Here is a 12149-nt window from a genome sequence, read left to right on the forward strand (position 1 = left end):
CGCATCGGCACAGGGAACACGGGAGCCGGCGGACCCCGGATGCCGGGTGGCCCGCGCCTCGAACACGCTTGCCGAAGCTCGGCCCCCACGGTGCGGCCGAGCCGGACTCGCGCCGCCCTCCCCAGGCAGTGCCGCACCGACGGCTGACCCGCCGTCCCGCTCTCAACGACGAGAAGAACAAGGAACGATCACATGCACACCCGAAGAGCCGCCCTCTCCACGATCGCCGGAGCCGTCTCGCTCGCCCTCACCCTGTCCGCCTGCGGGCAGGAGGACGGGGGGGCTTCCGCGGACGGCTCCGAGGGCGGCACCATCGGCGTCGCGATGCCGACCCGGGCCTCCGAACGCTGGCTCACCGACGGCAAGAGCGTCGTGGACGACCTGGCCGCCAAGGGTTACAAGACCACGCTGGTGTACGGCGACGACGACCCCAAGCGGCAGGTCGCCCAGATCGAGAAGCTGATCCAGCAGGGCGTCGACGCGCTGATCATCGCGGCGATCGACAACAAGTCGATGGACAGCGTGCTCAAGAAGGCCGCCGACGCGCGGATCCCGGTGATCTCCTACGACCGGTTGATCCTCGACACGAAGAACGTCGACTACTACGTCTCCTTCGACAACGAGCAGGTCGGACGGCTCCAGGCCCGCTACATCATCGACCAGCTGGGCCTGGAGGACGGCAAGGGACCGTTCAACATCGAGCTGTTCGCCGGTTCGCCGGACGACAACAACACGAAGTACTTCTTCGACGGCGCCATGCACCTGCTCAAGCCGTACCTGGACACCAAGCAGTTGGTCGTCCGGTCCGGTGAGACCGAGCTGGACCAGGTCACCACGCTGCGCTGGGACGGGCCGACCGCGCAGAAGCGCATGAACAGCGTGCTCACCAAGACGTACCGCAGCGCCACGGTCGACGCGGTCCTGTCGCCGTACGACGGCATCTCCATCGGCGTCCTGAACTCGCTGAAGGCACACGGCTACGGCTCCGCCGCCAAGCCCCTGCCCGTGATCACCGGTCAGGACGCCGAACTCGCCTCGGTGAAGTCGATCATCGCGGGCGAGCAGTCGCAGACCGTCTACAAGGACCTCCGGCTGCTCGCCGAGGTCGCCGCGAACATGGTGGACGACGTCCTCAACGGCAAGACGCCGAACCTGAACAGCAGGAGGGCCTACAACAACGGCTCCAAGCCCGTCCCCGCGTATCTGCTCCAGCCGACCAGCGTCGACAAGAGCAACTACAAGGACGTGCTGGTGGCGGGCGGGTACTACACGGCCGCGGAACTGAAGTAGCGGCACGGTTCGGCGGTGGCCGCCACGGTGACCGGCGTCTCGCGCTCAGGGCCGCGCCGGGCGGCGGGGGGACACCAGCGCGTCCAGGAGGGCGGGGAGGCGCCGGGGGAAGTCCTCGGGGAAGTCGTGGCCCAGAGCGGGGACGGTCTCCAGGGCCACGTCGGCGCCCGCGGCGGTGAGCAGGGCGTGGGCGTCGAAGACCTCGGGGGCGATGTCGTCGTCCCGCTCCCCCACCAGCAGCCGGCCACGCAGGTCCGTCCGCGCGGCCCTCGCACACCGTTCCCCGTCGAGGTGAGCGGGGGTGAGCGCCGGGCCCACCGCGAGGAATCCGGAGGGCCGTACGGGCGCGTCGGACAGGGCCCACAGCACGGCGGCGCGGGCGCCCGCCGAGAAGCCCGCCGCCAGCAGCGGCAGTGAACCGCCGGCCTCGTCCACCTCGGCGAGGGCGGCGGTGACGTCGCGGACGGCGAGTCCGGCGTCGGGCCAGCTGCGGTAGAGCGGGGTGGACCGCTGGGAGGAGTCGACGGCGACGAGCACGAACCCGGCGTCCACGGCCGCCGTCCACTGCCGCGCGGCCAGCGCCGCGTCCTGGTCGGCCCCGTGGAGGGCGACCAGCACCCCGCGCGGGGAGCCCTGGGGGCGCCGTACGAGGGGCGGGAACGGCACGGCGCCGGCGGCGGCGTGCCGCGCGGTCGACTCCTTCACCAGGGCGTCGAAGCCCGGCAGGTCGCGTACGGCGGCCAGGTCGTCGTCCTCGACGAGGATCGCCGGGCTCCACCAGGCACCGTCGCCGAGCGCGGCCCGCAACTCCGCGAGGGCGTCCCGCGGGCGCCCGGTGAGGGCCAGCAGACAGGCGGTCAGATGGGCGAGGTCCGCGCGCCGCCGGGGTATCCGAGGGGCCGCTTCGGTCACCGCCGCCAGCGCCTCGCCCCACCGCCCTTCCCCGTACAGCCGGGTCACCGCCTCGTCCAGCGCACGGTAACGCGCTTCCTGGTCCCCGCCGTCGAGATCGCTCATGGCCCCATCGAAGCACAGCGGCCGGCGATGCCCGAGGAATATGCCGCCGCCTGACACGGATCCGGAATCCTCAACTGACGTGCGCTGCGGGGGTGTCGGGGCGTAGGTTGTCTGTTGAAACGTCAAATGCTTCGGTGGAAAGACGGACGCCACTCATGACCGAACACGCGAGCACGCCCGGATCGGCGGCGCACCAGAAGATCGACACGTCGGTGCCGCACTCGGCCCGCATCTGGAACTACTGGCTGGGCGGCAAGGACAACTACCCGGTCGACGAGGAGGCGGGCGACGCCTACACCGCCGTGTTCCCCGGCATCGTCACCATCGCGCGCAGCAGCCGGGCGTTCCTGCGGCGCAACATCACGTACCTGGTGGCGGAGGCGGGCATCCGCCAGTTCCTGGACGTCGGTACGGGGCTGCCGACCGCGAACAACACGCACGAGGTCGCGCAGGGCATCGCCCCCGAGTCGCGGATCGTCTACGTCGACAACGACCCGCTGGTCCTGGCGCACGCCCGTGCCCTGCTCTACTCCACGCCGGAGGGGGCGACCGCGTACGTCGACGCCGATGTGCTGGACCCGGACCGCATCCTCGAGGCCGCCGCGGAGACGCTCGACCTCGGTCGGCCCACCGCCCTCATCCTCAGCAACATCCTCGGCCACGTCGCCGACCACGACCAGGCCCGCTCCATCGTCACCCGACTGATGGCGGCCCTGCCGTCGGGCAGCTACCTCTCCGTCAACGACGGCTCCCTCGGCATCGACCCCGTCTTCGAGCAGGCCCAGGAGGCGTACAACAGCAGCGGCGCCGTCCCGTACAACCTGCGCACCCCCGACCAGATCACCGCCTACTTCGACGGCCTGGAGCTCGTCGACCCCGGTGTGGTCTCGGTCCCGCTCTGGCGTCCGGACCCCGACGACGCGGCTCCCGAGGTCATCGGTGAGCACGGGGGGCTGGCCCGCAAGCCCTGAGGCCGCGTGAGGGGCGGGGGCACGGCTCTTCCCGTGGGTCGTTCCGGTCGCGGGGCGGGCGCGCAGGCCGTAGACCGGACGTATGGTGCTGCGACCGCCGGTGGAGCCGATGCTGGCCCAGGCCCGGGAACGGATGCCCCCGCCCACGGCGCTGCCCGGCGGTCTCGTGCTGCAACCCAAGTTCGACGGGTACCGGGCGTTGGTGTTCACGCCCTGGCCGGCGCCGGGCCCCGTGCTGATCCAGTCCCGTCGGGGCAGCATGATCCAGGCCCGCTTTCCCGACCTCGCCGCCGCCGCGGCGGTGCTGCCGGACGGCTGGGTCCTCGACGGCGAGGTCGTGGTCTGGGCGGGCGAGGAGCTGTCCTTCGAGTCGCTGCAACGCCGGGCCTCGTCCGGTGGGCGGACCGCCGCCCGGCTGGCCGAGTCGCTGCCCGCCCACTTCATCGCCTTCGACGTCCTCCAGGCCGACGGTGTGGAACTCCTCCGCCGGCCGTACGACGAACGGCGCGCGACGCTGGAGGAACTGTTCACCGGTCACGGGCTCGCCGCCCCGTGGACTCTCTGTCCTCAGACGTGCGACCTGGCCACCGCGCGGGAATGGCTGACCTCCTGGACGCGGGTGCCCGGCGTGGAGGGGCTCGTGGCCAAGGGCCGGCGGCAGCGGTATCTGCCGGGGACGCGCGGCTGGTACAAGATCCGCCGCCGGGACACCGCCGAGGGCGTCGTGGGCGCCGTGACCGGCACCCTGCGCCGCCCGCAGAGCGTCCTCCTCGGCCGCTACGACCACGAAGGAGTCCTGCGGCTGGTCGCCCGCAGCACCTTGTTGTCCCCCGAGGCGGTCCGTGACCTGGGCGCCCGGCTGTCCGCGGCCCGCCCCGGGCACCCCTGGGAGGGAACGCGGTTCACGACGTCCTGGGGCTCACGCACCCCCCTGGAGGTCGTCCTCGTCGAGCCGGACCTGGTGGCGGAGATGGCCGTGGACACCGCCCAGGGTCATGGTGCCTGGCGCCATCCGGCACGGTTCGTCCGGCTCCGCGAGGACATGGCACCCGGCGACGTGACGAGGTTCGCCGAGGGTCCGGGGTCGGTCGACGGGTGACCCGTACGGGGTCAGCCGTCCTTGCCGCCGAGGGAGACCTCGTCAGTCGTGCAAGCGCAGCCCGAGGCGTTCTTGGCCTCGCTGACCGTGACGGACGGGTTGGTCGCCCGCTCGGCCGGGGTGCAGCAGTCGGTGACACCGCAGCACGAGCTCGTGGCAGACGTCTTGACGCTGTCCGGGCCGGTGGCGGGCTTGGTCGCGCGGATGACGGCGGAGTGCATGCCGTCGGCGACCGCGTGGGTCGGGGTGATCTCGATGTCCGTGAAGCCGGCCGCCTCCAGGCCGGCGCGGTACTCGGCGAAGGAGAGAGCGCCTGCGATGCAACCGACGTAGTCGCCGCGCTCGGCTCGCTGTCCGGCGGTGAGGGTGTCGTCGGCGACGACGTCGGAGACGCCGATCCGACCGCCCGACTTGAGGACGCGGAAGGTCTCGGCGAACACAGCGGGCTTGTCGGTGGACAGGTTGATGACGCAGTTGGAGATGACGACGTCGATGGTGTCCGCGGGCAGCGGGATGGCCTCGATGGTGCCCTTGAGGAACTCCACGTTCGTCGCGCCCGCCTTCGCCGCGTTGGCGAGGGCGAGTCGGAGCATCTCGTCGGTCATGTCCAGCCCGTACGCCTTGCCGGTGGGGCCGACGCGGCGGGCGGACAAAAGTACGTCGATGCCGCCACCGGAGCCGAGGTCGAGGACGCGGTCGCCTTCGCGGAGTTCCGCGACGGCGGTGGGGTTGCCGCAGCCGAGGGAGGCGGCGACTGCTTCGGCGGGCAGGGCGTCGCGGTCGTCGGCGGCATAGAGGGTGGAGCCGAAGTTCTCGTCGGCTTCGACGGGTTCGGGTCCGCAACAGGCGGTGCCGCCCACGGTGACCTTCACGGCCGCCGCGGCGTACCGCCGGCGGACGGTTTCGCGCAGGTCGGTGGACTGCTCACTCATGGCTTCACTCCTGGATGACGGGCATGGCGGCGCCCGGAACGGCTTGTATTGACGTTCATCGATTCAACCTTGCGCCTTGAATCGAAAATCGTCAACATAGAGGCATGTCGAAACAAGAGCTTGAGGTGATCGGCCCGGACGCCGCCTGCTGCCCGGGCCTGTCCGCCGCGCCGCTGGACGAGGACCAGGCGGCCGACCTGGCGAGGATCTTCAAGGCGCTGGGCGACCCGGTCCGGCTGCGCCTGATGTCGATGATCGCTTCGCGGGGGGAGGGTGGCGAGGTCTGCGTGTGCGAGCTGACGCCGGCCTTCGACCTGTCCCAGCCGACGATCTCCCACCACCTGAAGCTGCTGCGGCAGGCCGGCCTCATCGACTGCGAGCGGCGCGGGACCTGGGTGTACTACTGGGTGCTGCCCGGCGTCCTGGGCAAGCTCGCCGCGTTCCTGACCACCGGGCAGCCCGCGGGGGCCACCGCGTGAACGCCTCCCTCGGCCGCCGGGTCGCCGCCGAGGCGATCGGCACGGGGATGCTGGTGGCGGTGGTGGTCGGCTCCGGCATCCAGGCCACCGAGTTGTCGCGGGACGTCGGCGTGCAGTTGCTCGCCAATTCCCTCGCGACCGTCTTCGGTCTGGGCGTGCTCATCCTGCTGCTCGGCCCCGTCTCCGGCGCGCACTTCAACCCCGCCGTCACCCTCGCCGCCTGGTTCACGGGCCGCCGCACGCGGGACGGCCTGCCCCTGCGGGAAGTCGCCGCGTACGTGCCCGCCCAGATCGCGGGGCGATCGGCGGGGCGATCCTGGCCGACGCGATGTTCGGGAGGCCGCTGGTGAAGTTCTCCACCCACGACCGGTCCGCCGGCCACCTCTGGCTCGGCGAGCTCGTCGCCACAGCGGGCCTGATCCTGCTGATCTTCGGCCTCGGCCGGATCGGCCGCGCCGCGCTCGCCCCGGCGGCGGTGGCCTCCTACATCGGGGCCGCCTACTGGTTCACCTCCTCCACCTCGTTCGCCAACCCCGCGGTGACCGTCGGCCGTGCCCTCACCGACACCTTCGCCGGGATAGCGCCCGCCTCCGTGGCCCCGTACATCGCCGCCCAGCTGCTCGGCGCCGCGCTCGGACTCGGGATCGTGACCGCGGTGTACGGCACACGCCCCGTCCCGGCGCGACCCGGGACCGCCGTCCCGCCCGCACGACCCGAACTCGCCTCCTCCTGACCACCCGCGTCGCCTCTGAGAAAGACCCTTGCCATGAGCACTTCTGCCGCGCGCCCGTCGGTGCTGTTCGTCTGCGTCCACAACGCGGGCCGCTCCCAGATGGCCGCCGCGTTCCTCACCCACCTGGCCGGCGACCGCATCGAGGTGCGCTCCGCCGGCTCGGCCCCCGCCGACACCGTCAATCCGGCCGTCGTCGAAGCGATGAACGAGGTCGGCATCGACATCTCCGCCGAGACCCCGAAGATCCTCACCACCGAGGCCGTCCAGGCGTCCGACGTAGTGATCACGATGGGGTGCGGCGACACGTGCCCCGTCTTCCCCGGCAAGCGGTACCTCGACTGGCAGCTCGACGACCCCGCCGGACGGGGCGTCGAGGCAGTGCGTCCCATCCGCGACGCGATCAAGACCCGCGTCCAGGCACTGATCTCGGAAATGACCCCGAGCTGACGGCAGGATCACGGGTGGCGGGGGCTGCGTCAGCGGCTGCCGTCGGTGTTGAGCCGCGCCGCCTGGCGGGTCAGGTGGTCGCGTTCGGCGGTGTTGGGGGCCTTGCGGGCCGCCTCGGCGTACAGGCGTGCCGCCGTCGTCGGGTCGCCGTCGCGTTCGTGGAGGTGGGCGGCCACGGCGGTGTGGCGGGGCAGGGAGTCGTCCAATGTCGCGAGGGCCGCCAGCCCGGCGCGTGGCCCGTCGGCCTCGCCCACGGCGACGGCGCGGTTGAGCCGGACGACGGGGCTGTCGGTCAGCCGGACGAGTTCGTCGTACCACTCGACGATCTGCACCCAGTCCGTCTCCTCGGCGGTGGGGGCGTCGGCGTGGAGGGCGGCGACGGCTGCCTGCGCCTGGAACTCACCGAGCCGGTCGCGGGCGAGCGCCGGCTGGAGGATCTCGACGCCCTCGGCGATCAGCTTCGTGTCCCACCGGCTCCGGTCCTGTTCGGCGAGCGGCACCAGGCTGCCGTCGGCCGCGGTCCGGGCCGCGCGCCGGGCGTGGTGGAGCAGCATGAGGGCGAGCAGGCCCGCCACCTCGGGGTGGTCGATCCGGGCGGCGAGCTGCCGGGTGAGCCGGATGGCCTCGGCGGCCAGGTCGACGTCGCCGGAGTAGCCCTCGTTGAAGACCAGGTAGAGGACGCGCAGCACGGTGGCGACGTCGCCCGGCTGGTCGAACCGCACCCCGGAGACGGTTCGCTTGGCCCGGCTGATGCGCTGGGCCATGGTCGCCTCGGGCACCAGGTAGGCGCGGGCGATCTGCCGGGTGGTCAGCCCGCCCACGGCGCGCAGGGTGAGCGCGACCGCAGACGACGGCGTGAGGGACGGGTGGGCGCACAGGAAGTACAGCTGGAGCGTGTCGTCCACCGCCGGCGCCGGACCGGGGGGCGGCTCCTCGTCGACCAGGTCCTCACGCCGGCGGCGGGCGGTCTCCGCCCGGGTCGCGTCGAGGAACTTGCGCCAGGCGACGGTGACCAGCCAGCCCCTGGCGTCCCGTGGAGGCTCGGAGGGCCAGACGCGCAGCGCTTCGATCAGCGCCTCCTGTACGGCGTCCTCGGCCGCCGCGAAGTCTGCTCCGCGGCGGACGAGGACGGCGAGCACACCGGGCGTGAGGTCGCGGAGCAGGGCCTCGTCCATGCGGGTGGTCACTCCGTGATGGTGGGGGGCGCGGTCAGGAACGGACGGACCTCCAGCCACTCGTGGATCGGCTTCCCGCCGGCTCCGGGGGCGGCCGACAGTTCCCCGGCCAGTTCCACGGCACGCTCGTGGCTGTCGACGTCGATCACCATCCAGCCGGCGATGAGGTCCTTGGTCTCGGCGAACGGGCCGTCGGTGACCGGCGGGCGCCCCTCTCCGTCGTACCGGACCCAGGTGCCCTCCGGGGCGAGTGCCTGGCCGTCCACGAACTCGCCGCTCTTCTCCAGCCGGTCCGCGAAGTCCTGCATGTACTGCATGTGCGCCGAGATCTCCTCGGGCGTCCACCGGTCCATGGGGACGTCGTTCACCGCCGCCGGGGCGCCGCGGTAGTGCTTGAGCAACAGGTACTTGGCCATGGTCTCTCTCCTCGGTGCTCGTGCGATCCATTGTGGTCGCCTTCACCCCGGGGACGGAGCCGATCACGGGTTCTCGACATCGGGGCGGAAGAATTTTTTCTCGTTCGCCCGACGGACTCCCGGCTCGGCAGAATGCGCCCCATGACCGGGCACGAGGAAGCGGCGTTCACCCTGCCCCGAGGCGCCACGGGGTACCTCCGGCCGCAGGACGGGCCACCGCCGGAAACCGACCCGCGGACGTTCCGGGCAGCGCTGCACGCGGCGGCCCGTGCGGCCGGGGGCCGGGTCGGTGAGATCGAGGAGCGGACGTACCCGCGCTCCTTCCACACGGCGACGATCGTCGAACGCACGAGCGAGTCCGTCATCCTGTGTCACGCGCACCACCCCTGGATCGCCTTCGCCCGCGAACGCCGGGACTGGTACGACGACGAGTTCAGCGCTCCGCCACCGTGGGCCCACGCCTTCGCCGAGCTGGGGTTCACGGTGCTCGATCGCGCGCCGCTCGCTCTGCCGCTGACGAAGACCGACGCCTCGGCACTGTCGCGGGACGAGTGGCGTCACGTCCGCTCGTACGGGATCACCACGGTGGGCGGAGCGCTCTTCAACGCCTGGGGCTGGCAGCCTTGTTGGGAGGGCGATGGGGGTGGCGGCGACCGCTTATGATCTTGGTCATGACTGTGCAGCACCCCGAGAAGACCCCCTCCCGCAAGCAGAGGCTCCAGGAGAAGCAGCGCCGCCAGCTGGCGGTGGTCGACACCGTGGACAAGGCCGAGGCCAAGGTACGCAAGGCGGAGGTCGAGCTGGCCCTGGCCGTCGCCGAGGCGGTGCAGATGTTCGGCACGGAGCAGTCCGCCTCCGAGGGGCTCGACATGCCGGTCGAGACGATCCGACGCTTCCTCGCCATCGCGAAGGCCGCGGCCGCCGCCGACAAGGCCGAGACCGAGGCCGCCGCCGGCTCGTGAGGTGATCTACGCCTCACGGGCAACCTCCCTCGCCGACGTGACGTCTTGATCAGCAGCGGATGAACCCTGGCCCTCGGGCCAGGGTTCATTTCAGCCGCTCTATACACGCCATGTATACACGCCATGTAGAGATGGTGTGTATACGCGGAGGCGGCCCGCATCGCGTGCATTCGGACGAAAGGCAACCATGTACGGCAAGGCGTTCGCCCCGGAATACCAGGGCGCCCTGACCACCCTGTCCGTGAACTCCTCTCTCACCGAGGTACTGGCCGCCGGCACCCGGCAGTTGAGACAGGCCGAGCGCGCCGGGGAGCACGGCGAGGCGGCGCGCTCCGGGCTCGCGGTGGCCGAGGCGCACCGGCGGCTGGGGCAGATCGGGGAGGCCGACCGGGCGTGGAAGGCGAGCTACCGGGCGGCCCGGGCGGTGGGTGACCTGGGGGCGATGGCCTGGGCCCTGTGGAGCGGCGGCACCCTGGCCCGTCAGCGGGGTTCGTTCGCACTGGCCCGGCGGCTCCTGGGGCTCGCGGCCGAGATGGGCGAACGGGGAGGTGATGTCGTCGTGCGCGGCTACTCGCTCGCGGGGCTGGCCGAGACGGGCAGGATCCAGGGCGACTACGAGGCCGTCGCCCGGCTGCACGAGCAGTTGCTGGCCGAGGCCCGGCGGCGCGGCGAGGCCCGGCACACGGTGTGGGCACTGGAGGGCATCGCGCAGATCCACCGCCAGCGCGGCGAGTACGACACCGCGTACGCGCTGTTCGAGGAGGCGGCGGGGATAGCCGGGAGCGCCGACGACCGGCGCGGCCACGCGTGGGCGCTGCGCGGGCTGGCCGACATCGTCTCGGCGCGGGACGGGGACGTCGAGCGGGCGCTCGCCCTGCTGTCGGAGGCGGAGACCACCTGCCGGGCGATGCGGCTGTCCAGCGCGCTGGCGTACAACCACAAGATGCGGGGCAACGTCCTTTACCGGGCCGGGCGTTACGCCGAGGCGCGGGACACGTACGAGCTGGCGCTGGCGGAGTTCCGCGAGATGAGCGAGCCGCGCGGTGAGGCACTGTCCCGGCTCGGGCTGGCGAAGTCACTGGCCCGCCTCGGCCGCGACCACACCGAGACGGCAACCGAACTGACCGCCTTAGCCCGCGAGTTGGAACGGATCGGCCTACGGCACGCGAGGGAGATGGTGGCCCGGGCACACACCGAACTCGGCGTGCCGACGCACGACGACCTGGGCGGGCCGACGCACGACGACTTGGGCGTGCCGACGCGCGGAGCAACCGGTGTGCCCGCGCAACACGACGCCCCCGGTCGGGCGGCGCACGGAGAGACCGGTGTGCCCGCGCACCATGACCTCACCCCGGCGGCGCACGACGACCTCGGCGTGCCGACGCACGTCGAAACCGGTGTGCCCGCGCACGACGAAGTCGGTGCTCGGGAGCCGGGAGAGTCCGGTGGGCGGGCTCGCGGGGTCCGGGTCGAGGCGAGTTCCGGTGTCCGGAACCCGGCCGCGCACGGTGTGCGGGTGGAGGCCGCGCGGTGACGCCGGTCTCCTCGGCGCTGCGGGCGCCGGTCGACGTCCTCCTCGTCCTCGAACGCTGCCGTGGGACGGTGCGGCCCGCGCTGCGGGAGGCGATCGGGCGGACGCACCCCTGGGTGGGCGAGATGGCCGCCTACTCCTTCGGCTGGTGCGAGGTGGGCGGCGCCCCCGCCGCCGCGTCCGGCGGCAAGGGGGTGCGGCAGGCCCTGGCCGTGCTGGGGGCCGAGGCGGTGGGCGCCCCCGGCACGGCCGGCGTTCCCGCGGCGGTCGCGGTGGAACTGGTGCACGCCTTCTCGCTGCTGCACGACGACATCATGGACGGCGACCCGGCCCGGCGCCGCCGCCCGACGGTCTGGAAGGCGTACGGCACCGGGCCCGCGGTCCTCGCCGGCGACGCCCTGTTCGCGCTGGCCGTGGAGACGCTCGCCGCCACCGACGCGGGCCCGTCCGCGTTGCGGATGCTCTCGGCGGCGCTGGGCGACCTGGTGCGCGGGCAGGCGGACGACCTGCTGTTCGCCGAGCGTCCCTGGACGGGCCCGGAGCGGGTGCGGGCGGCGGAATACCGGGCGATGGCCGAGCACAAGACCGGCGCGTTGCTGGGCTGCGCCGCCGCGCTGGGCGCGCTGCTCGGCGGCGGTCCGCCGTCCGCGGTCGCCGCGCTCGACCGGGCCGGCCGGCGACTGGGGCTCGCCTTCCAGATCGTCGACGACGTCCTGGGCATCTGGGGCGACCCGCAGGTCACCGGCAAACCCGTGCACAACGATCTCCGAGAGCGCAAGAAGACGTTCCCCGTGCTGGCCGCGCTGGACTCCCCCACCCGCGAGGCACGACGTCTGGCCGCGCTGCTGACGTCGGGAGGTGACCCGGCGGAGGCGGCCGCACTCGTCGAGGCCGCGGGCGGCCGGGCGGCGGCGCTGGACGAGGCTCGCGCCCACATCGCGGCGGCGGAGGCCGCGCTGGCGGACGTCCCGCTCCAGGGCACGGCCGGAGACGAACTGCGGGCCCTGTCGGCGTTCCTCGTACGCCGCGATCTGTAGGGCCGGGCCCCGACCGGCCGGCCGGGTGCCCCGCCGGGGCCCTCGGTTCCTCTGCCGGCC

12 protein-coding genes and 2 pseudogenes are annotated in these 12149 nt (G+C 72.6%); 10 read left to right on the forward strand and 4 right to left on the reverse strand.

Annotation, left to right across the window (positions count from 1 at the left end; all coding sequences use genetic code 11):
• The first annotated feature begins 192 nt into the window (after nt 1–192).
• Complete coding sequence (chvE, locus tag ACZ4Z2_RS22425) at nt 193–1290, forward strand: multiple monosaccharide ABC transporter substrate-binding protein (protein ID WP_468078407.1); 1098 nt, start codon at nt 193–195, stop codon at nt 1288–1290.
• A gap of 45 nt (nt 1291–1335) precedes the next feature.
• Here the strand turns inward: chvE and ACZ4Z2_RS22430 are convergent, their stop codons facing one another.
• On the reverse strand, nt 1336–2307 hold the full coding sequence (locus tag ACZ4Z2_RS22430) for a serine aminopeptidase domain-containing protein (RefSeq protein WP_468078408.1): 972 nt from the start codon (nt 2305–2307) through the stop codon (nt 1336–1338).
• A 155-nt stretch (nt 2308–2462) separates the two neighbouring features.
• Here ACZ4Z2_RS22430 and ACZ4Z2_RS22435 point away from each other — a divergent pair, with 155 nt between their 5' ends.
• Both ACZ4Z2_RS22435 and ACZ4Z2_RS22440 read left to right on the forward strand, forming a co-directional pair.
• Nucleotides 2463–3278, forward strand: a complete 816-nt coding sequence (locus ACZ4Z2_RS22435) for an SAM-dependent methyltransferase (protein ID WP_468078409.1) — start codon at nt 2463–2465, stop codon at nt 3276–3278.
• Between the two features lie 82 nt (nt 3279–3360).
• Entirely contained in the window at nt 3361–4377 is a 1017-nt protein-coding gene (locus ACZ4Z2_RS22440) for an ATP-dependent DNA ligase (protein ID WP_468078410.1), read from the forward strand.
• 11 nt (nt 4378–4388) lie between these two features.
• Here ACZ4Z2_RS22440 and arsM read toward each other — a convergent pair whose 3' ends face one another.
• Complete coding sequence (gene arsM / locus ACZ4Z2_RS22445) at nt 4389–5309, reverse strand: arsenite methyltransferase (protein WP_468078411.1); 921 nt, start codon at nt 5307–5309, stop codon at nt 4389–4391.
• Between the two features lie 104 nt (nt 5310–5413).
• Here arsM and ACZ4Z2_RS22450 point away from each other — a divergent pair, with 104 nt between their 5' ends.
• The 3 genes and pseudogenes from ACZ4Z2_RS22450 to ACZ4Z2_RS22460 all read left to right on the forward strand — a co-directional run bounded on the left by ACZ4Z2_RS22450 (nt 5414) and on the right by ACZ4Z2_RS22460 (nt 6968).
• The gene (locus ACZ4Z2_RS22450) at nt 5414–5788 is read left to right on the forward strand and encodes an ArsR/SmtB family transcription factor (protein ID WP_468078412.1); all 375 of its coding nucleotides are present in this window, start codon (nt 5414–5416) and stop codon (nt 5786–5788) included.
• A pseudogene (locus ACZ4Z2_RS22455) lies at nt 5785–6521 on the forward strand (aquaporin). The gene ACZ4Z2_RS22450 and the pseudogene ACZ4Z2_RS22455 overlap by 4 nt, the downstream one beginning before the upstream one ends.
• A 33-nt stretch (nt 6522–6554) precedes the next feature.
• Nucleotides 6555–6968 carry an arsenate reductase ArsC gene (locus tag ACZ4Z2_RS22460; RefSeq protein ID WP_468078413.1) on the forward strand — a complete coding sequence of 138 codons (414 nt, stop codon included), beginning with the start codon at nt 6555–6557 and terminating at the stop codon, nt 6966–6968.
• A gap of 29 nt (nt 6969–6997) precedes the next feature.
• On the opposite strand, the gene ACZ4Z2_RS22465 is transcribed toward ACZ4Z2_RS22460, so the two are convergent.
• On the reverse strand, nt 6998–8143 hold the full coding sequence (locus ACZ4Z2_RS22465; protein WP_468078488.1) for an RNA polymerase sigma factor: 1146 nt from the start codon (nt 8141–8143) through the stop codon (nt 6998–7000).
• Nucleotides 8144–8151: 8 nt separating this feature from the next.
• The gene (locus ACZ4Z2_RS22470) at nt 8152–8559 is read right to left on the reverse strand and encodes a YciI family protein (RefSeq protein WP_468078414.1); all 408 of its coding nucleotides are present in this window, start codon (nt 8557–8559) and stop codon (nt 8152–8154) included.
• 141 nt (nt 8560–8700) lie between these two features.
• Here ACZ4Z2_RS22470 and ACZ4Z2_RS22475 point away from each other — a divergent pair, with 141 nt between their 5' ends.
• The 4 genes and pseudogenes from ACZ4Z2_RS22475 to ACZ4Z2_RS22490 all read left to right on the forward strand — a co-directional run bounded on the left by ACZ4Z2_RS22475 (nt 8701) and on the right by ACZ4Z2_RS22490 (nt 12089).
• Complete coding sequence (locus ACZ4Z2_RS22475) at nt 8701–9222, forward strand: hypothetical protein (protein ID WP_468078415.1); 522 nt, start codon at nt 8701–8703, stop codon at nt 9220–9222.
• Between the two features lie 8 nt (nt 9223–9230).
• On the forward strand, nt 9231–9521 hold the full coding sequence (locus ACZ4Z2_RS22480; protein WP_468078416.1) for a hypothetical protein: 291 nt from the start codon (nt 9231–9233) through the stop codon (nt 9519–9521).
• Nucleotides 9522–9708: 187 nt separating this feature from the next.
• Nucleotides 9709–10728, forward strand: a pseudogene (locus ACZ4Z2_RS22485) (tetratricopeptide repeat protein); the annotation flags it as partial.
• 323 nt (nt 10729–11051) lie between these two features.
• Nucleotides 11052–12089, forward strand: a complete 1038-nt coding sequence (locus tag ACZ4Z2_RS22490; RefSeq protein ID WP_468078417.1) for a polyprenyl synthetase family protein — start codon at nt 11052–11054, stop codon at nt 12087–12089.
• The last annotated feature ends 60 nt before the right edge of the window (nt 12090–12149 follow it).

The sequence above is a fragment of the Streptomyces sp. NPDC030183 genome (assembly GCF_055573455.1).

Bases quoted from the DNA above. Each gene is read 5' to 3' on its own strand.
- ACZ4Z2_RS22440 (WP_468078410.1), top strand. From the start codon at position 3,361: ATGGTGCTGCGACCGCCGGTGGAGCCGATGCTGGCCCAGGCCCGGGAA.
- ACZ4Z2_RS22435 (WP_468078409.1), top strand. From the start codon at position 2,463: ATGACCGAACACGCGAGCACGCCCGGATCGGCGGCGCACCAGAAGATC.
- ACZ4Z2_RS22470 (WP_468078414.1), bottom strand. From the start codon at position 8,559: ATGGCCAAGTACCTGTTGCTCAAGCACTACCGCGGCGCCCCGGCGGCG.
- arsM (WP_468078411.1), bottom strand. From the start codon at position 5,309: ATGAGTGAGCAGTCCACCGACCTGCGCGAAACCGTCCGCCGGCGGTAC.
- ACZ4Z2_RS22460 (WP_468078413.1), top strand. From the start codon at position 6,555: ATGAGCACTTCTGCCGCGCGCCCGTCGGTGCTGTTCGTCTGCGTCCAC.
- ACZ4Z2_RS22475 (WP_468078415.1), top strand. From the start codon at position 8,701: ATGACCGGGCACGAGGAAGCGGCGTTCACCCTGCCCCGAGGCGCCACG.
- chvE (WP_468078407.1), top strand. From the start codon at position 193: ATGCACACCCGAAGAGCCGCCCTCTCCACGATCGCCGGAGCCGTCTCG.
- ACZ4Z2_RS22450 (WP_468078412.1), top strand. From the start codon at position 5,414: ATGTCGAAACAAGAGCTTGAGGTGATCGGCCCGGACGCCGCCTGCTGC.
- ACZ4Z2_RS22465 (WP_468078488.1), bottom strand. From the start codon at position 8,143: ATGGACGAGGCCCTGCTCCGCGACCTCACGCCCGGTGTGCTCGCCGTC.
- ACZ4Z2_RS22480 (WP_468078416.1), top strand. From the start codon at position 9,231: ATGACTGTGCAGCACCCCGAGAAGACCCCCTCCCGCAAGCAGAGGCTC.
- ACZ4Z2_RS22430 (WP_468078408.1), bottom strand. From the start codon at position 2,307: ATGAGCGATCTCGACGGCGGGGACCAGGAAGCGCGTTACCGTGCGCTG.